Source organism: Nitrospirota bacterium (assembly GCA_016212215.1).
Lineage (GTDB): Bacteria > Nitrospirota > 9FT-COMBO-42-15 > HDB-SIOI813 > HDB-SIOI813 > JACRGV01.
The window spans coordinates 1-23,639 of the sequence record JACRGV010000007.1; the positions used below are offsets into that span (position 1 = coordinate 1).

The 23,639-nt window shown below is 42.3% G+C and carries 23 protein-coding genes and 1 tRNA gene; 4 read left to right on the forward strand and 20 right to left on the reverse strand.

All coding sequences use genetic code 11. The annotated features are described in order from the left end of the window. Nucleotides 1-393: 393 nt before the first annotated feature. Both HZA08_00880 and HZA08_00885 read left to right on the forward strand, forming a co-directional pair. Nucleotides 394-678 carry a BrnT family toxin gene (locus HZA08_00880; GenBank protein ID MBI5191977.1) on the forward strand — a complete coding sequence of 95 codons (285 nt, stop codon included), beginning with the start codon at nucleotides 394-396 and terminating at the stop codon, nucleotides 676-678. After that, nucleotides 665-931 (forward strand): hypothetical protein, encoded by a 267-nt coding sequence (locus tag HZA08_00885; GenBank protein ID MBI5191978.1) that lies wholly within the window; start codon nucleotides 665-667, stop codon nucleotides 929-931. Before HZA08_00880 ends, HZA08_00885 begins: the two co-directional genes overlap by 14 nt. A 45-nt stretch (nucleotides 932-976) precedes the next feature. Here HZA08_00885 and HZA08_00890 read toward each other — a convergent pair whose 3' ends face one another. Both HZA08_00890 and thiI read right to left on the reverse strand, forming a co-directional pair. Then, nucleotides 977-1,162 carry a hypothetical protein gene (locus HZA08_00890; protein ID MBI5191979.1) on the reverse strand — a complete coding sequence of 62 codons (186 nt, stop codon included), beginning with the start codon at nucleotides 1,160-1,162 and terminating at the stop codon, nucleotides 977-979. 104 nt (nucleotides 1,163-1,266) lie between these two features. After that, nucleotides 1,267-2,421 (reverse strand): tRNA 4-thiouridine(8) synthase ThiI, encoded by a 1,155-nt coding sequence (thiI, locus tag HZA08_00895; protein MBI5191980.1) that lies wholly within the window; start codon nucleotides 2,419-2,421, stop codon nucleotides 1,267-1,269. A 77-nt stretch (nucleotides 2,422-2,498) separates the two neighbouring features. Here thiI and HZA08_00900 point away from each other — a divergent pair, with 77 nt between their 5' ends. Then, nucleotides 2,499-2,690, forward strand: coding sequence for a hypothetical protein (locus HZA08_00900; GenBank protein MBI5191981.1), 192 nt, complete (start codon nucleotides 2,499-2,501; stop codon nucleotides 2,688-2,690). Nucleotides 2,691-2,692: 2 nt separating this feature from the next. Here the strand turns inward: HZA08_00900 and HZA08_00905 are convergent, their stop codons facing one another. From HZA08_00905 to HZA08_00990, 18 genes are all read right to left on the reverse strand, one after another. Beyond that, a complete protein-coding gene (locus HZA08_00905; protein ID MBI5191982.1) occupies nucleotides 2,693-3,979 on the reverse strand; it encodes an adenylosuccinate synthase in 1,287 nt (428 codons plus the stop codon). 303 nt (nucleotides 3,980-4,282) lie between these two features. Then, a complete protein-coding gene (locus HZA08_00910; protein ID MBI5191983.1) occupies nucleotides 4,283-4,915 on the reverse strand; it encodes a hypothetical protein in 633 nt (210 codons plus the stop codon). A gap of 177 nt (nucleotides 4,916-5,092) precedes the next feature. Next, on the reverse strand, nucleotides 5,093-6,199 hold the full coding sequence (ychF, locus tag HZA08_00915) for a redox-regulated ATPase YchF (protein ID MBI5191984.1): 1,107 nt from the start codon (nucleotides 6,197-6,199) through the stop codon (nucleotides 5,093-5,095). Nucleotides 6,200-6,272: 73 nt separating this feature from the next. Next, nucleotides 6,273-8,264: a sodium-translocating pyrophosphatase gene (locus HZA08_00920; GenBank protein ID MBI5191985.1), complete on the reverse strand. Its 1,992-nt coding sequence runs from the start codon at nucleotides 8,262-8,264 to the stop codon at nucleotides 6,273-6,275. 16 nt (nucleotides 8,265-8,280) lie between these two features. After that, nucleotides 8,281-8,841 carry an aminoacyl-tRNA hydrolase gene (locus HZA08_00925; GenBank protein MBI5191986.1) on the reverse strand — a complete coding sequence of 187 codons (561 nt, stop codon included), beginning with the start codon at nucleotides 8,839-8,841 and terminating at the stop codon, nucleotides 8,281-8,283. 206 nt (nucleotides 8,842-9,047) lie between these two features. Next, a complete protein-coding gene (locus HZA08_00930) occupies nucleotides 9,048-9,737 on the reverse strand; it encodes a 50S ribosomal protein L25 (GenBank protein MBI5191987.1) in 690 nt (229 codons plus the stop codon). 53 nt (nucleotides 9,738-9,790) lie between these two features. Beyond that, complete coding sequence (locus HZA08_00935) at nucleotides 9,791-10,735, reverse strand: ribose-phosphate pyrophosphokinase (GenBank protein ID MBI5191988.1); 945 nt, start codon at nucleotides 10,733-10,735, stop codon at nucleotides 9,791-9,793. 229 nt (nucleotides 10,736-10,964) lie between these two features. Then, nucleotides 10,965-11,036, reverse strand: a tRNA-Gln gene (locus tag HZA08_00940). A gap of 35 nt (nucleotides 11,037-11,071) precedes the next feature. Continuing rightward, nucleotides 11,072-11,341, reverse strand: a complete 270-nt coding sequence (spoVG, locus tag HZA08_00945; protein MBI5191989.1) for a septation regulator SpoVG — start codon at nucleotides 11,339-11,341, stop codon at nucleotides 11,072-11,074. Between the two features lie 32 nt (nucleotides 11,342-11,373). Continuing rightward, a complete protein-coding gene (ispE, locus tag HZA08_00950; GenBank protein ID MBI5191990.1) occupies nucleotides 11,374-12,573 on the reverse strand; it encodes a 4-(cytidine 5'-diphospho)-2-C-methyl-D-erythritol kinase in 1,200 nt (399 codons plus the stop codon). A 101-nt stretch (nucleotides 12,574-12,674) separates the two neighbouring features. Then, on the reverse strand, nucleotides 12,675-14,063 hold the full coding sequence (locus HZA08_00955) for a sigma-54-dependent Fis family transcriptional regulator (GenBank protein ID MBI5191991.1): 1,389 nt from the start codon (nucleotides 14,061-14,063) through the stop codon (nucleotides 12,675-12,677). 102 nt (nucleotides 14,064-14,165) lie between these two features. Further along, a complete protein-coding gene (locus HZA08_00960) occupies nucleotides 14,166-15,827 on the reverse strand; it encodes a PAS domain S-box protein (protein ID MBI5191992.1) in 1,662 nt (553 codons plus the stop codon). Nucleotides 15,828-15,864: 37 nt separating this feature from the next. Continuing rightward, nucleotides 15,865-17,073, reverse strand: a complete 1,209-nt coding sequence (locus tag HZA08_00965) for a type II secretion system F family protein (protein ID MBI5191993.1) — start codon at nucleotides 17,071-17,073, stop codon at nucleotides 15,865-15,867. Beyond that, entirely contained in the window at nucleotides 17,073-18,164 is a 1,092-nt protein-coding gene (locus HZA08_00970) for a PilT/PilU family type 4a pilus ATPase (protein MBI5191994.1), read from the reverse strand. The genes HZA08_00965 and HZA08_00970 overlap by 1 nt, the downstream gene beginning before the upstream one ends. A gap of 16 nt (nucleotides 18,165-18,180) precedes the next feature. Continuing rightward, entirely contained in the window at nucleotides 18,181-19,884 is a 1,704-nt protein-coding gene (pilB, locus tag HZA08_00975; protein ID MBI5191995.1) for a type IV-A pilus assembly ATPase PilB, read from the reverse strand. Nucleotides 19,885-20,004: 120 nt separating this feature from the next. Then, nucleotides 20,005-20,865, reverse strand: a complete 861-nt coding sequence (locus tag HZA08_00980; GenBank protein ID MBI5191996.1) for a shikimate dehydrogenase — start codon at nucleotides 20,863-20,865, stop codon at nucleotides 20,005-20,007. A 51-nt stretch (nucleotides 20,866-20,916) separates the two neighbouring features. After that, entirely contained in the window at nucleotides 20,917-21,438 is a 522-nt protein-coding gene (gene pgsA / locus HZA08_00985; protein MBI5191997.1) for a CDP-diacylglycerol--glycerol-3-phosphate 3-phosphatidyltransferase, read from the reverse strand. Between the two features lies 1 nt (nucleotide 21,439). Beyond that, nucleotides 21,440-22,504 (reverse strand): HD domain-containing protein, encoded by a 1,065-nt coding sequence (locus HZA08_00990; GenBank protein MBI5191998.1) that lies wholly within the window; start codon nucleotides 22,502-22,504, stop codon nucleotides 21,440-21,442. An 86-nt stretch (nucleotides 22,505-22,590) separates the two neighbouring features. On the opposite strand from HZA08_00990, the gene fbp reads away from it, so the two are divergent. Further along, the gene (fbp, locus tag HZA08_00995; GenBank protein ID MBI5191999.1) at nucleotides 22,591-23,610 is read left to right on the forward strand and encodes a class 1 fructose-bisphosphatase; all 1,020 of its coding nucleotides are present in this window, start codon (nucleotides 22,591-22,593) and stop codon (nucleotides 23,608-23,610) included. Nucleotides 23,611-23,639: the final 29 nt, after the last annotated feature.

Here is a 23,639-nt window from a genome sequence, read left to right on the forward strand (position 1 = left end):
AAGTACGCCCTGAAAATGCTTGGATTGCTTAAAAAGTGTAATTTAACGATCTAATTTGTACGATAGGTGATTTTTAAATTGCAAAATCCAATTTTGTGCCGGTTTTACCAGATGTCACGGAGACTTTTGCAAGAGCCTCAGGATTATATGAATCAATATCAGACCTCAATAAAGGGGCGCCTTTTGAAATATCACTTTATTTACTTTACTATTCATCATAGTTAATTCATGGGGCACCATCTTTATCCTCTATATAATCACAAAGACAACAAGCAAAATCTTTGTTGACAGACAAATACCTTTTGACTACCATATCCTTAAAAAACAATTTCAACGTTTACGAGACATTCCGGCAGAGGATCTCGGAGCCTTGTTATCAGTGGAGATAATGATTTGGAAATTAATGGACTTATCTGGTTTGATGATATTATTGGCAAAATTATCAGCAAACATAATATCCAACAACAGGAAGTCAGAGAGATTTTGGATAATAACCCTCATTTCAGATTTGTTGAGAAGGGGCATAGGTCAGGCGAAAATATCTATGCGGCAATGGGGCAAACTGACGGGGGGCGTTATCTGATTGTGTTCTTTGTTTGGAAAACAGATAAACGAGCCTTAATTTTATCGGCGCGCGACATGACAAAGGCCGAAAGGAGATTATATGAGAAAACATAAAACCTCGCTATCCGAGGCAACATCATACAGGGAAATTGGTGAGTTTTGGGATACCCATGATTTGTCTGAGTTTTGGGATAAAACCAAAGAAGCTTCATTTGAAGTAGATATTGAGTCAGAGGTTACATATTACGCTGTTGACAAAATACTATCTGAGGAAATTCAGGCGATTGCACAAAAACGTGGTGTGACTGCCGACACACTGATCAATCTTTGGGTACAGGAAAAACTTCAGGAACAAAAAGCATCATAAATATCGTAAATAAAGGGGACTGTTCTGTTCAATTAACATGCTTCCTTATTTAGGCTGACAATAATTCAATATTCGGCAATATTGTTTTTGATTCTTTCCTTCTTTAAGCAGGGAATCTACGGCCGTTTTATTTTCATTATATAGTAGAAGGTCATCCGTAGGTAATATTACAAGTTCGGCATCAGCCGGTATATCATCCAGTACATCAGTATGATCAAAGGCATACTTCATAAATTCATTCAGCAAGTCAAGATTTATTTTTATATAGAGATTTTAATTGTGAAGAACATCCCATCTATAATTGTGAGCTATGGAGATTTTCGGATGAAGTAGGCTCACAAGGGTGGATTAACATTATCAATACCCATCTTAACCAGCTTCTCAATATCAAGCCCCTGTTCGACCTTTTCGACTTCATCTGCATAAGTTCTGATAGCAGGGTTCTTTGGTATAAAAAGGTGGCAGCAATCCTGGTCCGGTATTATGGATATATCATACGTTCCAATCGCTTTTGCCTTGTCAATAATCTCTATTTTATCCATTCCAATGAGCGGCCTGAATACAGGAAGGTTGACAGCAGCCTCAATGGTTGACATATTTTCAAGGGTCTGGGATGAGACCTGTCCGAGGCTGTCGCCAGTAACAAGTGCAAGCGACTTTTCTTTTATCGCAATAACCTGCGCAATTCTAAGCATCATACGTCTGTAAAGGACAACCCTGTATTTTGCCGGTGCATTCAGAACTATCTCCTTCTGGATGTCACCGAACGGTACCATGTACATTGATGATGAATTCTGATATTGACTTAAAAGATCCACAAGATCCCCTGCCTTTTCCTGCGAAGTCTTACTCTGGTAAGGATAGCTGTGAAAATGGACAAAAATAACAGAGCATCCGCGTTTCATCAGACGGTACGCGGCTACAGGTGAATCAATACCGCCGGACAGAAGGCAAACAACCTTTCCGCTCGTCCCTACAGGCAGACCTCCCTGGCCCTGTATCTTCTCAGTATAGAAACAGGCATCTTTTAAAAGTATTTCGATAAATATGGTCAGCTCAGGATTTTTCAGATCAACCCTTGCATTGGTTGTCTCTTTAACAAGACCGCCGATAATCCTGTCCACATCCATTGATTTGAGTGGGTATTCCTTGTACCCCCTGGTTGTCCTTATCCTGAAACTCCTGAATTCCAATTTCCCTTTTTTAACATCTGCAAGCACAGCATCTTTCAGTATATCTATGTTATTGCTAGTCCTGGAGACAAAAGAAAAATTGGCAATCCCGAATACCTTTGAAACAACATCTCTTAGCTGAGTTTCATCCGCATCTGATGAAAGCTGCATTATAATCCTGCTGTTTACCTCTCTTATATCTTTTACACCAAGATTCTTTGAAACCTTTTTTAAGTTGTCAATCAGCCTCTTAACGAAGAAACACCTGTTCTTCCCTTTAAGTGCGATCTCCTGATAATGTATTAAGATTTGTTTCACTATTTTGCTGATTCTCCGAAAAGTTCTTTACAACTCAACATGCCCTAATTTATAATCCTAACTAAGGAGGTAGTTAAATGAATGTAATTTGTCCTTTTATGAGCACACCGGCTGAAGAAGTCCCCTGTAAGGAAAACTGCGCAATGTATATTGCCGGGGCAGGAAAAAACTGTACGTTTTCACGTATCCCGATTTATTATAATCAGACAAGGGAGTCACTTACTGTTATTGCAAACAGGGTTGATGCTCTTCTTAAAAGCAAGGAGTAAGCCTAAAAGACCTTTTTTAAGAGTACTGTTTCGTCTCTCCTGAATCCCGTAGAAATGATGCTTATCTCTACGCCGATCAATGTTTGAATACGTTGAATATATTTCCTGGCATTTTCAGGAAGGGCATTATAATCTGATATGCCGGCTGTTGTAGTCATCCAGCCGGCCATCTTTTCATAAACAGGTTCGCATCCTTCCAGTACCTTTAATTCAGACGGCATATCATTGTAGCTTTTCCCATTATATTTGTAACCCACACATATACTTATCTCATCCAGATTGTCCAGGACATCCAGCTTTGTCAATGCAATATCAGTAAATCCGTTCACCTTTACAGCATAAGACGTAGCAGGTACATCAAACCACCCGCACCTTCTTGGTCTGCCTGTAGTAGCGCCGAACTCCTTACCTGTGCTTCTTAGGAATTCACCTATATCATCATGAAGTTCAGTCGGGAACGGCCCGCTCCCCACACGTGTTGTATATGCCTTTGCAACACCGACAACCCTGTCTATCTTTGTAGGCCCGACACCTGTTCCTGTACAAGCGCCGCCTGCAGTTGCATTTGAAGAGGTTACATAAGGGTATGTCCCGTGGTCAACATCAAGATGCGTCCCCTGAGCGCCCTCAAAAAGAATATTCTTCCCATCATTCATAGCCATGTCCAGGAGGATCGGGGTATCAATCACAAAGCCCTTCAGCCTCTCTCCATAACTGATGTATTCATTGTAGACATCATCAAGCTCAAAGCCTTTTACCCCGTATAACCTTTCAAGGAAATAGTTCATCTCCAAAAGGTTTGTTTTCAATTTCTCCCTGAAAATATCTCTATCAACAAGGTCTACAACACGGATCCCGACACGTGCCATCTTGTCGGCATAAGTAGGCCCTATTCCCCTGCCTGTTGTACCAATCTTGAGAGACCCTTTCAGTTTCTCACTCTCTTTCTCAATGGCCGTGTGATAAGGCATTATAATATGTGCCCTGCCGCTTATATATAAATGGTCTTTAACCTCTATGCCGCGGTCTTTAAGCCCATCTATCTCTGCCAATAATGCCTGTGGATCTATTACAACACCATTTCCAATAACACACCTTTTACCCGGCCTAAGTATGCCTGAAGGTATCAGATGTAGGACGAATTTATTCTCCCCTATAACAATGGTGTGTCCTGCATTATGACCACCCTGATACCGTACTATGTAATCAGCATCTTCTGTCAGCAGGTCAACTATTTTACCCTTACCTTCGTCGCCCCACTGCGCACCTGTAACTATAACATTAGACATCACAACCTCCGCATAATAACATAACTACTCAACTTCATCCGAAAATCCCTTCCGGCGGGGTAAGAAAACCCCGCCTATCCATATCTACGAGGATAGGCGGGACTTTCTTGTCCCACTGATTTTCATGGCCCTTTGTGAGCGCCCGGCTCATGAGGGTTCATCCGAAAATCAACCCCATCCCCACCCTAACCCTCCCCTTGAAGGGGATGGAATCAACTAAGCCCCCTCTCCCTCAGGGAGAGGGTTAGGGTGAGGGTGGGGTTTTCATTGCCATTTGTGAACCTACGGTTCATGGGAGTTCACCTAAAAAGGACTTATCGCCTTGTATCCTTCCGGTATAGAAAAGAGAGATGCATCAACCGGCTCGGTTTTAATATCAGTGTAGCTTATCACCCGTTTCCCATTGTTTTGACTGTACTCATACCTTACCGGCATTTGATTAAGGTCATCAGCAACCCATAAATTATATTGATCCAGTACCCGCTTGTCTTTACCCTTTTCATCCTTGAGGGTGACCTTGATTTCATATTTAATTAACTTATGACCTTCCAAAACTTCTTCTCCCTGTTTTGTCTTATCTATCTTTATATCCTTACGTTCACCGTACTTTTTTTCCGGTGTAACTTCATATAATACAAAATCCTTTTCAAACCCTATCTCCTGTTCAAGATAAAGTTTCACGTTCATCATAATCGTATACATCTTTTTTTTCTGAAAATCATATATCCTGACCTTGGGATTACCTTCTATATCAGACGCCTCTTCCTCAACCCTTACCATATCCACATCAGAATAAACCCTCTGCTGCTGAAAAATCTGCTGTTCATTTTTATCATTGATAAATATCACCGACTTTAGAAAAGACATACCTGCAAACGCCTGAGCTACAAACAATATCGTTAAGAACAATGCTGATAGTATAATTATCTTTTTCATCTGAAAATCCTCCATAGCTCACCCTCCCCCTAATCCCCTCCCGTCAAGGGAGGTGGAAAACTCAGCATCACTTAGTTAAGCGGGATTTTATCTTAATTTCTTACGTCGTATGTCTTGCTTCTATCTTCTTACCTCTAACTTCTTGCTTCTTACTTCTAACCTCTTTTCACGAAGCCGTCACACATGGAACCTAAAATAGACGATATCCCCTTCCTGCATAACATACTCTTTCCCTTCAAGCCTGAGAAGTCCTTTCTCTTTTACTGCCTGTGAAGATCCGAGTGAATCAAGGTCATTATATGACATTATCTCTGCCCTGATAAAACCGCGTTCAATATCGGAGTGTATCTTGCCCGCGGCCTGCGGTGCCTTAGTCCCTTGAAGGACTGTCCACGCCCTGACCTCTTTCTCACCTGCTGTAAAAAATGTAATAAGATTCAACAGGCTATATCCCTCACGTATTATCTTAAATAATCCGGGTTCTGAGAGGCCCATCTCTTCAAGGAATTCCTTATGTTCTGCAAGGGACATAGAAGACAATTCGTCCTCTATCTTACCACAAACTGTTATAACCTTTGCACCTTCTTTTTCTGCCAGTTCCTCTATCTGCCTTACAAACTCATTCCCTTCAAGCATCTCCTCTTCAGTAACATTAGCCACATACAGAACCGGCTTTATTGTCAGGAGATGCATCTCATTTAATATCTTCTTCTCTTCATCAGAATAGGCATTTGAAAGCAGGGGTGAACGCAGGGGTTTGCCCTGTGAAAGCATGTCGGAGAGCTTTGTGAGAAATTCTTTCTCAACGGCCGCCCCCTTTTCTCCGGACTTTGATGCCTTCTCCGCCCTCTGAATCCTCTTACTAAGGGAATCTAAATCTGAGAGTGCAAGTTCAGTCTCTATTATATCTATATCCATTTTTGGATCTACACCACCGTAAATATGAACAACATCCGGGTCATCAAAACATCTGACCACATGCACTATGGCATCCACCTCCCTGATATGACCAAGAAACTTATTACCAAGCCCTTCTCCGGCTGATGCACCCTTAACCAATCCGGCAATGTCCACAAATTCAAGTGTTGTGGGTGTTATCTTCTCAGGTTTAAACATCTCCACAAGCCGGTCCATTCTTTGGTCAGGAACACCTACCACGCCTACATTCTGGTCAATTGTACAGAATGGATAATTTGCTACATTAGCGCCGGCTGATGTCAGTGCATTAAATATCGTTGATTTGCCTACATTTGGAAGACCTACTATACCACAGTTAAATCCCATTTTACCCTTTATACCCTTTAAAAAAAGAAAGGGGAACAATCTCTGTTCCCCTTGTAAATAACTCTACTGCCCTTTATTTGATTAATAATGGTGCAATAACCAGTGAAACTATTGACATTAGTTTTATTAATATATTCATAGCAGGACCTGATGTATCCTTGCATGGATCACCGACCGTATCTCCTACGACAGCGGCCTTATGCGCATCAGATTTCTTGCCGCCGTGTGCACCGCCTTCTATGAATTTTTTTGCATTGTCCCATGCCCCGCCTGCATTGGCAAGCATCAGTGCCATGGGGACACCTACCACAGTCGCCCCTGCAAGAAAACCCCCAAGCGCCTCAGCTCCAAGAAGAAATCCTACAATAATAGGGACAATAACCGCTGATACACCCGGTATAATCATCTCTTTCAATGCAGCAGTAGTACAGATGTCAACACATCTTACAACATCCGGTTCTGCCTTACCTTCCATAAGCCCTTTTATCTCCCTGAACTGGCGTCTTACCTCATCAACCATCTTTCCTGCCGCCTTTCCAACAGAAGACATTGTAATAGCTGTAATAAAAAAAGGCATAATACCGCCGATGAATAATCCAATCATGACAAAAGGATCGGATAAAGAGATGGTTGATACATGTGCTGCCTGTGTATATGCAGCAAACAGGGCAAGTGCGGTAAGTGCAGCAGAACCTATTGCAAATCCCTTTCCAATTGCCGCAGTGGTATTTCCAAGTGCATCAAGGCTGTCTGTAATCGCCCTTGTATCCTTACCAAGTCCGCTCATCTCAGAGATACCGCCTGCATTATCTGCTATAGGGCCATAAGCATCAACTGACATGGTTATGCCTACTGTAGCAAGCATTCCAACTGCGGCTATACTTATGCCATAAAGGCCTGCAAATGAGTAGGATACATATATACCAATTACTATTGCCAACATAGGCAGGGCCACGCTTTCCATTCCTATGGACAGTCCTGTTATGATATTAGTCGCTGCACCGGTTAATGATGCATTGGCCAATCTTGTTATAGGAGAGGCCGAGGTGTACCATTCCGTAATCAGTCCGATAACAATCCCGACAATACTTCCTACTGCAATCGCCCAGAAGACTCCAAGACCGATACCAGTATATACAGTCATTAAATATGCAAGGATAAGAAATATTCCGGTTGCAATAAAAGTAGCATAACGCAGAGCTGCTGCCGGGCTTAACTTTTCCAATATCAGCATTGAGCCTATACCAAGGATTGATGATATAAGTCCTACTACTATAACAGCTACCGGGAATGACATGAAAGTCATTATCATCGGACTACCAATCATAGTAGTAGCAGCAATCGCTATTGTTGCAACCACTGCCCCGACATAAGACTCAAAGAGGTCGGCGCCCATCCCTGCAACATCACCGACATTATCACCGACGTTATCTGCAATAACCGCTGGGTTCCTCGGATCGTCTTCAGGAATTCCTGCCTCAACCTTTCCTACAAGGTCAGCACCGACATCAGCAGTTTTTGTATATATACCGCCTCCAACCCTTGCAAAAAGGGCAATAGAGCTTGCACCCATGGCATATCCGCTAATAACTGAAGAGGTTAAAGGGTCATGCCCGTAGAGATAGAAGAAGATACCGATTCCTATAATCCCGATACTTGCAACTGCAAGCCCCATAACAGCCCCGCCTGCAAATGCAATGAACAATGCCTTTGCAGAATCAGGCTTATAAAGATTTGCAGCCTGTGCCGTACGGACATTGGCCTTTGTGGCCGCCTGCATCCCAAATAAACCTGCCAGCATTGAAGACAATGCCCCGCACACATAAGCAATACCGGTTTGGTAATTAAGACCATAAGACAACGCAATAAATATTATGATAATAAAAACTACTAATATTACATATTGCCTTCTAAGATATGCCATAGCGCCGCTGTGTATCTTTGCAGCGATATCCTTCATCTTAGCGGAACCATCAGGCTGTCTTGCTATATAAAAATAAATAAACGCCCCGATTACTAATCCGGCAACTCCGAATATCCACGAATAATCTACAAACTGCTCCATCTTTCCCCCTTCCTCTCTACTGATTAAATTTGTTCATAGCCACGAGTATGTTATTATCTATGGCCAGCCTTACTGCCTCTGCTGCATTCTCCACTGCTGTCTCTATTACAGGCAGTTCTTCACGCTTAAATTCGGATAATACATACCCAACAATATCATTACCGGCTGCTGGCCGGCCGATACCTAATCTTACCCTTATAAAGTCTTCTGTCCCGATTGAGGAAATAACAGAAGTACATCCCTTGTGACCACCACTCCCCCCTCTCTCTTTCACCCTTAATTGTCCGGTATTAAGATCAAGGTCATCATATATCAATATCAGGTCTTTTGGGGAAACCTTATAAAAACGCATGAATTCCCCGACTGCATCACCACTCCTGTTCATATAAGTCAAAGGCTGGAGGAGGATAACATCTTCTCCGGATATTTTTCCCCTGCCATACCTGTAACGGCCGTCTTCTTCCTTAAATTTTATGGAAAAGGAGGATGCAAGCCTTTCAATAACACAAAAACCGATATTATGTCTTGTATTTTTATACTTAGGTCCGGGATTTCCAAGCCCTGCAATAATCTTCAGTACTTAGCCTCCTACGAAACCCATCCCCACCCTAACCCTCCCCTTGAAGGGGAGGGAATCTTTTAAGCACACCCTCCCCTTGAAGGGGAGGGTGGGATATTTAAGCATGCCCTCCCCCAATCTAAAAAGGTGGGGAGGGAATAAGCTAAGCTTCCCTCTCCCCTTGGGGGAGAGGGTCAGGGTGAGGGGGCGCTCCGCATTTATAATTATTTTCCTTTCTCCTCTTTCCCCTCTTCTGCTTCCTTACCTGTTTTCTTCAATAGTTCAGGTTCCTTAGTAGCCTCTCCAGGTGCAGGGGTTGTAAGGAGCTGATCAAGCTTTTCCTGAGAAACAGGGGAGGCAATAGTCAGAATTACCTGCTCAGGGTCCATCACAATTTTAATACCTTCACTTGCCTGAATATCCCTGATATGATAACTCTCTCCAATAGTCAGCTTTGATGCATCAACCGGGATATTGTCCGGTATCAGAGACGGCAGGCACTCCAGTTCAATTTCCCTCAGTATCAATTGCAGAAGCCCCCCATCCCTTTTTACTCCAATAGGGGTCTCGCCTGTAAGTTCTACCGGAACAGTAACCCTTATCTTCTCATCCATAGAGACCTCAAATAAGTCTGCATGTATAACCTTGCCGGTCAGGGGGTCTGTCTGGTAATCCCTTAATATTGCTATTCTGTCCTGATTTTCACTAATATTCTCAAGCTTCAGATTAATAAGTGTACTTTCTGCGTGTCCAAGCGTGATCATCCTCTGAATCTTGAACGGGTCAAGAATTATAGGGGTTGAACCTCCTTTGCTGTACAATACAGCAGGAATGTTTCCGCCTCTCCTGAGGCTCCTTGCGACCCCTTTTCCACCTTCTGCCCTTGTACTTGCGTTTAACAAAATTCTTTCCATGTTCTTAATCCTCCTGTTGGTCTATTAATTATTAACTATATTTTTTCTTCTGATTAAATGAATAGAGAACTTACCGATGTCTCATTGTGGGTATTCCTGATTGCCTCTCCAAGCAGAGGTGCTACGGATAAAGACGTAATCTTATTACAGGCGATGTCCTTTCCATTCAAAGGAATGGTATTAGTAACAATCAACTCGTCGAATACAGATGAATTAATCCTGTCTATAGCCTTGCCTGAAAGGACAGCGTGAGTACAAGCACCGAAAATCCTGCGTGCCCCTGCCTTTTTTATTGCCTCAGCGCCCTGAGTAATAGTCCCGGCAGTATCAATCATATCATCAAGCAGTAGTGCATCCTTATCTTTTACATCTCCTATTATATTCATCACTTCTGATACATTTACCCCTTCTCTCCTTTTATCTATTATTGCCAGCGATGCCCTGAGTTTCTTTGCAAACACCCTCGCCCTCTCGACCCCCCCTGCATCAGGGGATACAACAACCAGATCTTTTAATGCCTTTCCCTGAAGGTACTCCAATATTACAGGAGTTGCATACAGATTATCAACAGGAATATTGAAAAACCCCTGTATCTGCCCTACATGAAGGTCCATAGTAAGCGCCCTGTTGGCCCCGGATACAGTTACAAGGTCAGCAACAAGCTTTGCAGTTATAGGCACACGCGGCTGCACCTTTCTGTCCTGACGCGCATATCCAAGATATGGTATTACCGCTGTTATCCTGGATGCAGATGCCCTTTTGAATGCATCAATCATAATCAGAAGTTCCATTATATTAGTGTTCACCGGATTAGAAAAAGACTGAATAACAAAAATGTCTTTACCCCTGACATTCTCATTAATCTGAACCATTATCTCGCCGTCACTAAATGTGCTAACTACAGCCTCGCCAAGAGGTATCTCAAGATGCCTGCAAATCTCCTCAGCAAGCCCCTTGTTGGAATTTCCTGTAAATACTTTCAACTCACGGTTTGGCATATATCTATTCTCCAGCCTAATTGATTCGAAAACTTCAAACGAAAAACCCCACCCTCACCCTAACCCTCTCCCTGAGGGAGAGGGAATTTTAGTTTCCAATAGTGAACCTGAGCTCGTTGCTGTTTCCCTGAAAAAAGTTTCAAGGATTCAAGGATTAAAGTGTTTAATCGCACTAGCACACTCGACCCCTTGACCCCTCGAAACCTTTCCCCTTCTTAAAAAAGCATAGCTGGGGCGGGAGGATTCGAACCTCCGGATGCGAGATCCAAAATCTCGTGACTTACCGCTTGTCGACGCCCCAATATAACAATAACCAATCACCTGTTCAGATGATTATTATTGAAAAGTCTTTCTGGTTAATTCCTTTTCGTATTCTGAAAGAATCACCCCTTCAATCTTCTCCCTTGCCTCATTATTCAGAGGATGGGCAATGTCCCTGAAAGAGCCGTCCTTCCTTTTACGGCTCGGCATAGCAACAAATAAACCGGTATTGCCCCTGATAACCTTTACATCCCTGATAATAAAAGAGTTATCAAATGTTACTGTTACATACGCTTTCAATCTTTCTTCATCTACAGGAAACACTTTGACTTCTGTAACTTCCATTTGGCCGCCTCCTCTTTGTTTTGTAATTATTTTTATGAATAAGGGGGACGATGGAGAGATTTAACAACCCACGAATTCCATCCATTGTCCTGTAATAACATGAACACTCTCTCCGCACTACTTTTATCTCTAAAAATACCAAAAACAGTTGACCCACTCCCTGACATAAGTGAGCACATTGCTCCACCGGCAACCATCTTTTCTTTAATATTTTCTATTACAGGGTGTTTTTTTGTCATCACCTCCTCAAAGTCGTTAAAAGGAGATAGCCATAATTTATCTCCCTCTTTCTTTATTCCTTTAGGCAGTGGAATTTTAATACGCTCACCTTCGTTTGTCAACTCAAATCTTGCCCCTGAAAAAGGGCCAATCCAAAGATTATCAAATTTTGAATTAGATAATATTTCAGAAGAACCTGTCATAAGCGGGGCGCTCACAGCGGGCCATAAGAATCCTCCCCTTTGTTTAAGGGGGGGGATAGGGGGTTTATTTTCGGATGGACCATCATGTAACGCAGTTTCAGAAAGGGCAATGAAAACCCCACCCTCACCCGGACCCTCTCCCTGAGGGAGAGGGTGCTTAGTTCTTATCCCCTCCCCTTCAAGGGGAGGGTTAGGGTGGGGATGGGGTGATCTTTGGGGATTTTCGAGTGAACGATAAAGCTCAAATTGTTTATATGCCCATGCGGTTGATATATGTATGCCGGGATTAATCAGTAAAAACCAGAGTTCCTCTGAATAACTAAGGGGAATCAATTCATCACCCCTGCCGCATCCTATTGCTGTCGGCCCATTTAAAAAGAAAGGGACATCGCTCCCGAGTTCACTCCCTATAGCGGAGAGTCTTTCATTTGAGAAACCTGTTCCCCATAATTTATTCAACCCGTACAAGGCCGCAGCAGCATCACTGCTCCCTCCTCCTAAACCTGCCCCAACCGGGATAATCTTCTTAAGCGTAATCTTTGCCCCGGCCTTAACACCTGAGTATTCTTTTAACTTCAACGCTGCCTTATAAATAAGATTATCTTCTCCTGACAGGGCGTCATTGTTTGAACAGATAACTTTCAGAGTATCGTTGTGTTCAATTATCAATTCATCCCACAGTTCAACCATCTGCATAACTGTGAAAATATCATGATAACCATCATCTCTTTTGCCGGTTATTTGCAGGAATAGATTTACCTTGGCAGGGGTTTTTAAAGAAATCTTCAAACAAAAATCCTCGTAGCTCACCCTCCCCCTACCCCCCTCCCGTCAAGGGAGGGGGAATTTCTGTTGTATTGCTTACTTCTTGCCTCTGACTTCTTACCTCTTACTTCTTGCTTCTGCCTCCCCTACTCATCATCTTTCGATATATTGTACTTGGCAAGTCTATATCGAAAAGACCTGAACTCAAGTCGTAATAATTCTGCAGCATCCTTTTTTACCCCCTTTGACCTTTCAAGGGCCTTTATCAGGAGGCTCTTCTCTATATTATTAAGTAAACCCTCCAAATCAATCCCTTCCAGAGGAACATCAATGGCTAAAGGACTTTTATAGGGTACACTACCTTGAAGACATTCGTCTACGCTTCTCAGGTCAATTTCAGTTCCTGAGCCGAGGGTAATAATCCTCTCTATTACATTCTCCAGCTCCCGCACATTTCCTTTCCATGGATGGTTAACCAGTTTCGGCATGGCATCATCAGCCACCTTCTTTATATTCCTTCCAAGTATACGATTATATTTTGATATAAAATGATCAATAAGAAGCGGTATATCCTCTTTTCTGTCTCTAAGCGGCGGCATCTCAACAGGGATAACATTCAGCCTGTAGAACAGGTCTTCTCTGAACTCTCCATCTGCTACAGCCTTTTTAAGATCCTTATTGGTAGCGGCAACAACCCTTACGTCAACCTTTATCTCCTGATTTCCGCCGACCCTCTTGAAGGTTCTATCCTCCAGTACACGCAATATTTTTATCTGGAAATTATGTGGTATATCACCTATCTCATCAAGAAATATGGTACCATTATTTGCTGTCTCAAAAAGCCCCTCCTTACTCGCAATCGCACCTGTAAATGCACCCTTCACATGACCGAACAACTCACTCTCTAAAAGTCCTTCAGGTATGGCATTACAATTCAATGCAACGAATGACTGTTCCTTCCTGTTACTATAGTTATGTATCGCCCGTGCCACAAGCTCCTTACCTGTGCCCGATTCACCTGTAATCAGAATATTACTCGGGCTGTCGGCAATCTTCACTATAAGTTCAACAATACGGAGGATACCGGGGCTTTTACCTACAATACCTCCTATTACGCCGGATAGCGTCCACTCCTGTATCTTTCTCTTTAACAGCAGATTCTCTTCCCTGAGCCTCCGCCTCTCAAAAGCATTTCTTACAATCAGTTTTATCTCTTCAATCTTAAAGGGCTTGTTGATATAGTCATAAGCACCGAGTTTCATCGCATCCATAGCCGTTTCTGTTGAGGCATAAGCAGTTATCATTATGACGATTGTTTCCGGTGATGTTTCTTTAACTGCCTTTAATACGTCTATGCCTGTCACATTAGGCATCTTTATATCTGTAATAACAATGTCATACATTCTCTGAGATATAAACTCCAATGCCTCCTGACCGCCGTCTGCAGAACTGACATCAAACCCTTCCTTCTGCAGCATTATTGTCAGCAGTTCCCTCATCCCCCTCTCATCATCTACAACAAGAATCTTTCCCAAACACACCTCCTGACTCTATCCTTGTTCCAAAGCTCACCCTCCCCCTACCCCCCTCCCGTCAAGGGAGGGGGGATAAAGGCAGGGAACCTTGATTCACATATTCTACTCTGCCGGTATATACAATGTAAACTGAGTCCCTTTGCCGGGCTTACTCTTAACGAATATCCTTCCCCCATGTTCCTCAATTACCCTGTGAACGATTGATAACCCAAGGCCTGAGCCGTTTTCTTTTGTGGTATAAAAAGGCACAAAAATCTTATCTAGAATTTTCTCATCAATACCTTCACCGGTATCTTTGAAAATAATCTCTACCCATTCTTTTATTCCGGACCTTTCTTTTTCACTGATTTCCAACATAGTGCCTTTTCTTGAAGAAATAGTAAATACCCCTCCTTCTGCGCCTTTTTTAGACATCGCCTGCACTGCATTGAGTGACAGATTCCAGAACACCTGAGAGATCTGATGGGGATCTATTGATGCCATGATTGAATCTTCTTTAAACTCTGTCTGCAGTGATATATCAGAACTCCTGAGCGCCTCACTATTTTTCAATAATTCTATGGCATCAATCAGCAGGTCATTAATATTCATCACCCTCTTCTGAAGTGGAATAGGTTTAGCATAAATTAGAAAATCTGTTATCGTTTTATTAAGCCTGTCCATCTCCCTCAGAGCAATATTCATTAAACGGTTGTGGTCTTCATCAAGTGATAGCTCCTGCTTTAATATCTGCATTGAACCGCTCAAGGATGCAAGAGGATTTCTTATCTCATGTGCCATACCCGCGGCCAGTTCACCTATCATCGCCATCTTCTCTCTTTTTTTAACCTCCATCTCCATCTCTTTGATCTTCGTTAGATCCTGGAAAATACCTATAACGCCCCTAATGTGGCCTGCTTCATCTTTCAGCCGCGACACGTTTAAACCAAGTGTTATATTAACCCTGTCTTTGCGCGGCATTTCACTCTCAAAACGGTAAATCGGGAGTATATCCTCAGGTTTATGCAGTATATCTTCCAGTTTTTTTGCAGGGATTATTTCTATATATGGCCTGCCCTTAACCTCCTCCCATTTATAACCTGTTATCTCCTCTGCAGCACGGTTAAACGATGTAATCCTGCCCCCCTCATCTGTTGTTAATAAACCGGTACTCATACACTGCGCTACATTAGCATTAAAGGTCTGGAGTTCCACAAGGTTACTGGACTTCTCTCTTAACTCTTCCCTCATACGCCTCAATGTTTCTACAGCACTGCTGCTCAAATATGCCACTGCAAAAAAGGCTGTTATGTGCAGAGACAGAACATAGAAAAATGCCTTAGCAGACAAGGTAGTTACCTGCATAAAGGGGACAATATTATAAAACTGGATATCTGCAATCAAGCCATACAATATGCTCGCCGCAGATGCCGCCGTCATGGCCCCGGTCCTATAAAGCATAATGGAGGCCGGTATAATCGAAAACAGATACAGGAATACAAACGGGCTTTCTATACCGTCAGATGCCGCTACAAGCACTGTTATAAGGATTAAATCCCCGAATAACTGTATATAAGTGGAGACCTTAGAACTAACACGATTGAAAAGGACTGCATATATAAGTGTAAATAAATATGTGGTTGCAATCAGTGAATAAAAGGTAGGAATTAAAAAAGGGCCTTCTTTATACTTTATACCGAGAAATAAAAATGAACCGAGGAAAAAGGTGACGGCAATCACCCTTATCGCCATAAACTTTTTCAGTTTATTGCTTAGTTCTTCCAATTCCTCTCCGTTTATCTTTGAGGTGATTTTACCCCGGTTATCCGATTGAACCGGCGAGTTTAAATATAGGTAGATACATTGCCACTACGATTGAACCTATTGCTATTCCGAGAAATATCATCAGCATCGGTTCAAGCAGTGATGTCATGATAGCTACTGTGGCATCAACCTCGTCATCATAGAAATCTGCAATCTTTGAAAGCATAGTATCCAGCGCACCGGTCGTCTCGCCTACAGCAATCATCTGAACAACCATTGGGGGAAATACCTTTGTCTGTTCAAGAGGTTCAGATAACGTCTTCCCCTCACTGATGCTCTGCCGCGTAGTAACTATGCCTTCTTCTATAATCTTATTCCCTGCCGTCCTCGCCACAATATCAAGCCCGTCAAGTATAGGAACACCGCTGCTGATAAGGGTTCCAAGAGTACTTGTAAACTTTGCTACAGCAATCTTTCTCATAAGCATCCCGAATATCGGCAGACGCAGAATAAGCCTGTCTATAGTTCTCCTGCCGTTTTTAGTCTTGTAATATCTGCTAAGGCCAAATATGCATGCGATTGTAATACCGACAATAAGAAAGAAATTCCTTTGCATAAAATCACTCATACCTATAACAATCCTGGTCGGTGCAGGCAGTTGTCCTCCGAACTCAGTAAACATCTTTGCAAATATCGGTATAACCCATACGAGCAATACGACAATAACAATTATTGCAACCGCTACTATTGTTGATGGATATATAAGTGCCGCCCTTATCTGACTCTTAAGCCTGATGTTTTTTTCTATATATTTAGACAACCTAGCAAGGATAGTATCAAGTATTCCACCCATCTCGCCTGCTGCAACCATATTTACATACAGGTCATTAAAAATCCTGGGGTGTTTTTTAAGTGCATCTGCATAAGTCGAGCCTGACTCCACATCCTGCCTTATTTCATTTATCGCTGTTGCGAATGTCTTGTTTTCAGTCTGTTTAGCTAAAATATCTAAACACTGTATAAGGGGAAGGCCTGCATCTATCATTGTCGCAAACTGCCTGGTAAAGACAGCAATATCCTTATCTTTTACCTTTGCCTGTAAGAATGGGATGTTAATATTTAATTTTTTTGCCCTGGTTGTTACAGAAGTTACTAATATATTCTGTTTCCTGAGTACGGCAATAACCTCATCCTTGTTTTTGCCGATTACCTCACCTTTTTGTTTCTTCCCATCCCGTGTCCTTCCTGTCCAGATATAAGTCTCCATTATCTCATACCTCCTGCGGACATACCGCCGCGGTTTATCATGGAGATTAGTTCATCAGGTTGATTTGACCTTCCGATTGCCTCATCTTTTCCAAGTAAATTGCGTGTCAGCAGGTCATAAAGCGATTGATTCATAGTCTGCATCCCGAACTTACTCTGACCTGTCTGCATAACGGAATATATCTGATGAATCTTATCCTCTCTGATAAGATTTCTTATTGCAGGATTAGGTATCATAACCTCAGCAGCAAGCACCCTCCCCTTTCCATCTTTCCGCGGTAATAATTGCTGTGAAAGCACACCTTCAAGGACAAAAGAGAGCTGTGCCCTGATCTGCGGCTGCTGATGTGCAGGAAACACATCTACAATACGGTTTATAGTCTGAATACTCGAATTGGTATGTAATGTAGCAAATGTAAGATGACCTGTCTCAGAGATTGTAAGGGCGGATTCAATAGTCTCAAGGTCTCTCATTTCACCGATCAGCACAACATCCGGGTCCTGTCTGAGGATATACTTTAGTGCATTTTTAAAAGATTTTGTATCAGCATGTACCTCCCTCTGATTTACAATACACATCTTGTGGTTATGAATAAATTCTATAGGATCTTCAATGGTAACAATATGCTCCTGCCTGTCAGTGTTGATCTTATCAATCATTGCCGCAAGGGTAGTGGATTTACCGCTTCCGGTCGGGCCGGTAACAAGGATAAGCCCTCTTGCCTTTTTCACAAGCTCGCTGACAACCGGAGGAAGTCCCAGGTCCTCAAAAGTTTTCAGGCTGAACGGGATAGAGCGGATTGCTGCACCGACAGCACCTCTCTGAATAAAGATATTAGCCCTGAACCTGCTTAATGCCTTCACACCAAAGGATAAATCCAGTTCATTCTCCTCTTCAAATCTCTGTTTCTGAGACTCAGTAAGAATGCTGTAACACATCTGTTTTGTATCGGATGCCGCAAGAGGTGTACTGCTGACAGGGGTTAACTTACCATTAATCCTGAGCTGAGGCGGGGAACCTGTTGTAATATGAAGGTCTGAAGCCCCGCGCTCAATCATAAGCTGGAGGAGCTCATATAAGTTGGCAGCCATATTTTATTCCTCCTGTTTACACAAAAGTAGTTCTAAGTATCTCTTCAATAGTAGTAACACCTTCCTGCAGCTTTGTTAATCCGCTCATCCTCAAAGTCTTCATCCCATTAACAACCGCCTTCTTTCTAATATCCGTTGCTGATGCACCCTCTAATATTAATTCCTTTATCTCTTCATCAATTAACATAACTTCATACAAGGCAACACGTCCTTTATAACCGGTATTATTGCAGGTCTGACACCCCTTTCCTTTATAACATACAATGGCATGGGCATCCTGTTCACTAAAGCCGAGGTCAATCAATGCAGCGGGAATAACCTTCTCCTCTTCTTTACAATCCTTGCAAATACGCCTTACAAGCCTTTGTGCAATAATCAGGACAAGAGAAGAGGCTACAAGGAACGGCTCTATGCCCATATTCAGAAGTCTTGTAATGGTACTCGGTGCATCATTGGTATGAAGGGTACTTAAAACAAGGTGTCCTGTCAGGGCTGCCTTAACTGCTATCTCAGCAGTCTCATAATCCCTTATCTCTCCCACTAACACAATATCAGGGTCCTGCCTCAGAAACGACCTCAAGGCAGCAGCAAAGTTCAGGCCGATCTCCTCTTTCATCTGCACCTGATTTACCCCAAGCATATTATATTCAACAGGGTCTTCGGCTGTCATAATATTAACCCCAACCTCGTTAATCTGCTGGAGTGCAGAGTATAGGGTTGTACTCTTGCCGCTTCCGGTCGGGCCTGTAACAAGTACCATACCATAAGGTGCGTGTATTGCCTTCATCAGGTCTTCATGTGCCTTCGGTTCAAAACCAAGTTTTGCCAGATCAAAGCTTAGTGAACCCTTGTCCAATATTCTTAACACAACCTTCTCTCCAAAAAGACACGGTAGTGTACTTACACGGAGGTCAATCTCCCTGTCCTTCATCCTTAACTTTATCCTGCCGTCCTGCGGCAGTCTTCTTTCAGCTATATCAAGCTCTGCCATAATCTTCAGCCTCGATGTAAGGGCTGCCCTCAGTTTTAACGGAGGATTCATGACCTCATAAAGAACACCGTCAATACGGTAACGTACCCGAAACCTTTTTTCGTACGCCTCTATATGAATATCACTCGCCCCTTTTTTAATCGCATCTGTCAGAATAAGGTTGACAAGTTTTACAACCGGGGCCTCTTCAACAGCCTCTTTTAACTCCCTGAGGTCTACCTGTTCTTCTGTCTCAGACTCAGCTAATATATTCAGTCCCTCATCAGCACCATCCATACTCATTAATACCTGCTGGAGATTAACAGAGCTGGTATCATAATACTTGTTCATTGCCGCAAGGATGGAACTCTCAGTTGCAATCACAACATCCACATCATAACCTGTCATAAATTTAATATCATCAACTGCAAAGATATTTGACGGGTCAATCATTGCAATTGTTATTACATGACCGACCCTGCGTATAGGTATCACATTGTATTTTTGGACAACCTCAGTAGGGAGTAATTTTATTACCGCAGAATCAATCTCAATCTTAGATAGCTCTATTGATTGAACACCATATTGTTTGCTTAAAAAATCAAGGAGGTCCTGTTCCTTTATAAAGCCGAGCCTCACAAGGATACTGCCGAGGCGTCCCCCTTCCTTCTCTTGAACCGACAACGCCTTAGCTATGTTCTCTTCAGAGACAAGCCTCGCAGTTACAAGCATTTTACCGATTTTATTCATGCGAAAAGAACCCCATCCCCACCCTACCCCTCCGCTTGAAGGGGAGGGAATTTCTGTTATCTTTCTTCTAACTTCTTGCCTCTTACTTCTGACTTCTTGCTTCTTGCCTCTAACTTCTGCTCAAAGTTTGCTCATCGCTCTTTCCACCGCCTGCCTCATCACCTCAACTGGCGGCTCCACGCCTGTCCATATCCTGAATGATTCTGCACCCTGGTGTATAAGCATACCGAGTCCATTTGAATACCGGCAGCCGGCTGCTTTTGCATATCTTAAAAAAGTAGTCTCATACGGATTATAGATGAGGTCATAAATAAACAGCCCCTTATGAATAAGCTCTCCTGGCACAGGTGATGAGTCTTCTTTTCTGAGACCTACGGATGTTGTATTTACAACAGTATCAACCTTCTCAATTGCACCTTTAAGTTCGTCATATCCTGTTCCTGTTACCTCAATATTTAACAATGGAAAGTATTCCTTAACTTGTTTCATCAATGCAATTGCCTTGCTGACAGTTCTATTGGCAATAATTATTCCTTCCACACCTTCAGAAGCAGATTTAAAAACAACGGCCTTTGCAGAACCACCGCTCCCCAATATCAGCAGCCTTTTATTTGTCACCGGATTGCCTGCCTCTTTTATAGCATTTATGAATCCTGTCCCGTCAGTGTTATAACCTGCTAATCCTTTGTCGGTAACTTTTAAAGTATTGACTGCACCAATCATCCCGGCCTCTTCAGAAAGTTCATACACATACTTTAAGACATTCTCCTTATGAGGGACCGTAACGTTAAGACCGGCTATATTCAAGGCAGTTACAGCCTCTACTGCCTCTTTAAGGTTTTCAGGTTTGATTGCAAAGGGTACGTAACAGTAGTCAAGGCCAAGGAATTCAAACGCAGCATTGTGCATTACAGGTGACAGGCTATGGCTTACAGGCCAGCCTATTATGCCGATAACCTTTGTTTTACCTGTAATTTTCATAAATATTTTAGCAGGTTCTTTTCGGAGATACAAGAAAATGCCTTAATTTTATCACCATAATATCCTGCACTCTCTGTATAAATAATGCAAGCCGGAAGATATTGTTGCAGCGGCTGTAATCCATAACACAATAGAAAAAAGACTCCCTTTGTTTCCGGATAAGACCAGCAGGATAGTAATTATCTGCATCACTGTTGTAACTTTGCCTATTATCGAAGGCCGGATATTATAAGTACGAAGGTCAATGAATTTCAGCATTATTAATCCCATAACCCCGAGTAGGACATCCCTCCCGATAACTACAACTGAAATCCATACCTGCAGCTTTGATAATAAGACAAGGGTCACATAAGATGAAAGGATCAGAAGCTTATCGGCTATAGGATCTAAATAAGCCCCAAGTTTTGTCTTTAAATTCCATGTCCGTGCAATAAAACCATCTAATGCATCAGAAATACCGGCAAAGATAAATACATAAAGTGCATATATATCATGGTCATTGATGAGCAGATATATAAAGAATGGAATAGATAATATCCTTATTATTGTAATTAAATTAGGTAGATTTTTCAAACTAAAGCAGCTTCTCCTGGGTTACGCCGGTTACGCCGGCTGCACCGGAGTTGTCGGTATGTTTATTGTCATCACCGGTCAGCGGTATGGGTACGCTAACGGGGTCATCATATACACTCCTGAACAGGTATCTCCCAAGCGTTTTATTGTAACTGATTAATTCCCCCTGTTCCTTTGCCCCTCCTGCAAATGACTTCCTGAATATATTTACCTTTGCACTCATATCATCTAAATAATGAAGTATTATTGCCTCAAGCGTCTGCGGCATTTTGGGGGAGCCCCATTCATAAGTACCCTGATGGCTCAAAATCAAATGTCGTAAATGCACGGCAAGCCTTGGGGGAAAACCCTCAATAAGCCTTATCTTTTCATCTATCATCTCCACCCCGATTGTAATATGCCCAATCAACCGGCCTTCATCAGTATAGTCAAGAACCCTTGTATATCTTAATTCCTTAATCTTACCTATGTCATGCAGAATAGCGCCGGTAATGAGAAGGTCTATATCAATATCTTTGTAATGCCGCTTTATATCCATACAGAGTCCGGCAATTTCAAGGGAATGTTCAAGCAGGCCGCCCAGAAATGCATGGTGTATGTCCTTTGCCGCAGGGGCAATCTTGAATAGCGTTATAAAATTTTTATCTTCATAAAACAGCAATAAGAGTCTCTTTAGATATGGATTACTGATGTTATTTATAATCAAAAAAAGGTCTTCTGCCATCTTATCAGGGTCGAATTCAGACGATGCAAGAAAATCAGAAAAATTTACTATACTGTCATCTACACGCTCTATATTTTTTATATTTACTTCCCGAGTACCCTGATAAATTGATATTACACCCCTGACCTTTACAAAATCCTCTGCAGAGAACTTTCCGCTGAACTCTTCTACATTCTCCCAAACCTTGCCATCAATTACACCTGTCCTGTCAGAAAGCTTTATCATAAGGTAGGGCCTGCCGTCTTTTCTTAAAGATGTCTGCTTGTTTTTTACAAGAAAGACATCATCAATTAATTCACCCTCTTTTATCCCGGCTAATCTTTCTATAAACTGTGTTTTCATAAGCAAGAGGATTATATGGAATAAGGGAATACCTGTCAATATAACTTATTGACAACCTATTACCCCCTTTGCTAATATCCCTAATCATGAAAATAAAAACCATTGAACAACATATATTAGATCAGCAGAGGAAATTTCCAGGTGCCTCAGGAGAGTTTTCAGGTTTGCTTTATGATATTGCACTTGCGGCAAAGATGATAGCAAAACAGGTAAACATGGCAGGGCTGGCTAATGTAATAGGCTCTACCGGAGAAGTTAATATTCAGGGTGAGGTAGTTCAGAAGATGGACACCTACGCCAATGAGCTTCTTATAAACATACTTACAAACGGTGGTAAGACATGCGCTATAGCCTCAGAGGAAAATGAAAACATTATAGAGGTACATGATGAATTCCTTGTAGGAAAGTATGCAATCAATATGGACCCTCTTGACGGGTCATCAAACATCGGGGCAAATGTCAGTATAGGAACAATTTTCTCCATCCATCGAAAAATAAGTAAAGGCCATAAAGGTTCCGAGGAAGACTGCCTGCAGAAAGGCTCACGTCAGGCATGTGCAGGATATATTATATACGGGTCATCTACAATGATGGTATACACCACGGGTACCGGTGTTCATGGATTCACTCTCGACCCTTCAGTCGGAGAATTTATACTATCCCATGAAAACATACAGATACCTGAACTGTGCAAGATATATAGTGTAAATGAAGGAAACTATGCTTACTGGGATGAAGGTACAAGAAGGTATATTGATTCCCTGAAAAAGATAGACAAGGCAAGCGGCAGGCCATATACATCACGTTATATAGGCTCCCTTGTGTCGGACTTCCATAGGAACCTCCTGTACGGCGGGATATTCTTATATCCGGCAGATTATAAAAAAGACCCATCAACGCCTGAAGGAAAATTAAGAATCCTGTTTGAGGCATCACCCATCGCATTTATTGCAGAACAGGCAGGCGGCTATGCAACAACCGGAACACATAGGATACTGGATATTAAACCTGAACACCTCCATCAGCGAGTACCTCTGATAGTCGGTAACAAAAGTGAAGTTTTACGATACGAAGAATTTCTCAGGGAAAATCAGGGATCGAAATAAGACCTCACGGTTATTTATACGGCAGTTTA

Bases quoted from the DNA above. Each gene is read 5' to 3' on its own strand.
- HZA08_00885 (MBI5191978.1), top strand. From the start codon at position 665: ATGAGAAAACATAAAACCTCGCTATCCGAGGCAACATCATACAGGGAA.
- HZA08_00890 (MBI5191979.1), bottom strand. From the start codon at position 1,162: ATGAAGTATGCCTTTGATCATACTGATGTACTGGATGATATACCGGCT.
- HZA08_00900 (MBI5191981.1), top strand. From the start codon at position 2,499: ATGAATGTAATTTGTCCTTTTATGAGCACACCGGCTGAAGAAGTCCCC.
- HZA08_00905 (MBI5191982.1), bottom strand. From the start codon at position 3,979: ATGTCTAATGTTATAGTTACAGGTGCGCAGTGGGGCGACGAAGGTAAG.
- HZA08_00910 (MBI5191983.1), bottom strand. From the start codon at position 4,915: ATGAAAAAGATAATTATACTATCAGCATTGTTCTTAACGATATTGTTT.
- ychF (MBI5191984.1), bottom strand. From the start codon at position 6,199: ATGGGATTTAACTGTGGTATAGTAGGTCTTCCAAATGTAGGCAAATCA.
- HZA08_00920 (MBI5191985.1), bottom strand. From the start codon at position 8,264: ATGGAGCAGTTTGTAGATTATTCGTGGATATTCGGAGTTGCCGGATTA.
- HZA08_00930 (MBI5191987.1), bottom strand. From the start codon at position 9,737: ATGGAAAGAATTTTGTTAAACGCAAGTACAAGGGCAGAAGGTGGAAAA.
- HZA08_00935 (MBI5191988.1), bottom strand. From the start codon at position 10,735: ATGCCAAACCGTGAGTTGAAAGTATTTACAGGAAATTCCAACAAGGGG.
- spoVG (MBI5191989.1), bottom strand. From the start codon at position 11,341: ATGGAAGTTACAGAAGTCAAAGTGTTTCCTGTAGATGAAGAAAGATTG.
- HZA08_00965 (MBI5191993.1), bottom strand. From the start codon at position 17,073: ATGGAGACTTATATCTGGACAGGAAGGACACGGGATGGGAAGAAACAA.
- HZA08_00970 (MBI5191994.1), bottom strand. From the start codon at position 18,164: ATGGCTGCCAACTTATATGAGCTCCTCCAGCTTATGATTGAGCGCGGG.
- pilB (MBI5191995.1), bottom strand. From the start codon at position 19,884: ATGAATAAAATCGGTAAAATGCTTGTAACTGCGAGGCTTGTCTCTGAA.
- HZA08_00980 (MBI5191996.1), bottom strand. From the start codon at position 20,865: ATGAAAATTACAGGTAAAACAAAGGTTATCGGCATAATAGGCTGGCCT.
- HZA08_00990 (MBI5191998.1), bottom strand. From the start codon at position 22,504: ATGAAAACACAGTTTATAGAAAGATTAGCCGGGATAAAAGAGGGTGAA.
- fbp (MBI5191999.1), top strand. From the start codon at position 22,591: ATGAAAATAAAAACCATTGAACAACATATATTAGATCAGCAGAGGAAA.